Origin of the sequence: Xanthomonas maliensis (assembly GCF_009192945.1) — a bacterium.
GTDB lineage: Bacteria > Pseudomonadota > Gammaproteobacteria > Xanthomonadales > Xanthomonadaceae > Xanthomonas > Xanthomonas maliensis.
Genome location: NZ_NSET01000093.1, coordinates 1 through 1415, shown reverse-complemented (window position 1 = coordinate 1415; position 1415 = coordinate 1). Strand labels below are relative to the sequence as shown.

Below are 1415 nucleotides of genomic sequence, written 5' to 3'. Positions count from 1 at the left end.
GCTGCGCAGAGACTCAGCGTTCGCTACATGCTCGCCAACCAGATAGGCGACCAGCCGCCTGTCACCGCCCTCTTCGCGGACGATCACCGCCGCCTGGCGGACGCCATCGCAGCCCCGCAAGGCGGCGGCGATCTCGCCCAGCTCGATGCGGAAGCCACGCAGCTTGACCTGTTCGTCGTTGCGTCCCAGATAGTCCAGCGTGCCATCGTCGCGCCAACGTGCCAGATCGCCTGTGCGGTACATGCGCTGGCCAGCGACGTCTGCAAACGGGTCGGGCACGAAGCGCTCGGCGGTCAGTGCAGGGCGCCCCAGATAGCCGCGCGCCAGGCCGGCACCGGCCACATGCAGTTCGCCGGGCACCCCGATCGGCAGGCACTGGCCGTCGGGACCAAGCACGTAGGCGCGCAGATCCGGTAGCGGTGCGCCGATCGGACTGCGGTCGGGACGCGCGACATCGTCTTCGGTCACCACATGCGCGGTCACATGCACCGTGGTCTCGGTGATGCCGTACATATTGAGCAGGGTGGTGCGCTGACCATGCTGGTCTAACCAGGGCTTCAGGCTGGCCGGCGATAAGGCTTCACCGCCGAAGATCACCAGGCGCAGCACGTGTTGCTGCGTGCTGTCGCGCTGCGCATCGCACAAGGCTTGGAAGGCGCTCGGGGTCTGGTTGAGCACGCTGACGCGCTGCGCGCACAGCAACGCATAAAACGCCGCTGGATCGCGTGCAATGTGCTGCGGCACGATGACCAGACGGCCACCGTGGGCCAGTGCGCCCCACAGTTCCCAGACCGAGAAGTCGAATGCACAGGAGTGGAACAGGGTCCAGACATCGTCCGCGCTCGGTGCGACCTGGGCACGCGTGGCATGCAGCAGGCGCACGACCTGGGCATGGGCCACCACCACGCCCTTGGGCGTGCCGGTGGAGCCGGAGGTGTAGATGATGTAGGCCGGGTGGTGCGGCAGCAGGTCGTTGCGCTGTGGTGCTTGAGTCGATTGTTGTGACCACGTATCAGCATCGGCATCCAGCAGCACCGTGGCGATGCCGGAGTCGATTGGCAGCGCAGCTGCCAAGTCGTGATGGGCCAGCAACAGGCGCGGCTGCGCATCGTCGAGCATGAAGGCCAACCGCTCCGGCGGATAGGCCGGATCCAGCGGCAGATACGCGGCGCCCGCCTTGAGCACGGCGAGAAGCGCGACCACCAGGTCGCTGCCACGCTGCAGAAGCAGCGCGACAGGGTCTTCCGGGCCGATACCGTGGGCGATCAGGTGATGGGCCAGCTGGTTGGCACGGGTGTCGAGCTCGGCATAGGACAGGGCCTTGTCGCCGTCGATCAGCGCGATCGCGTGCGGCGCCCGCCCGACCTGTTGCTCGAACAACGTCGGCAGGCAGCGTGCGTCGTCGAATGCGACGT

Annotated in this window: 1 protein-coding gene; it reads right to left on the bottom strand. The window is 67.1% G+C overall.

Going from position 1 to position 1415, the window contains the following annotated elements; genetic code table 11:
• Positions 1–1415: amino acid adenylation domain-containing protein (locus tag CKY51_RS21390; RefSeq protein WP_152249940.1), on the bottom strand; the 1415-nt coding region annotated here is incomplete at both ends.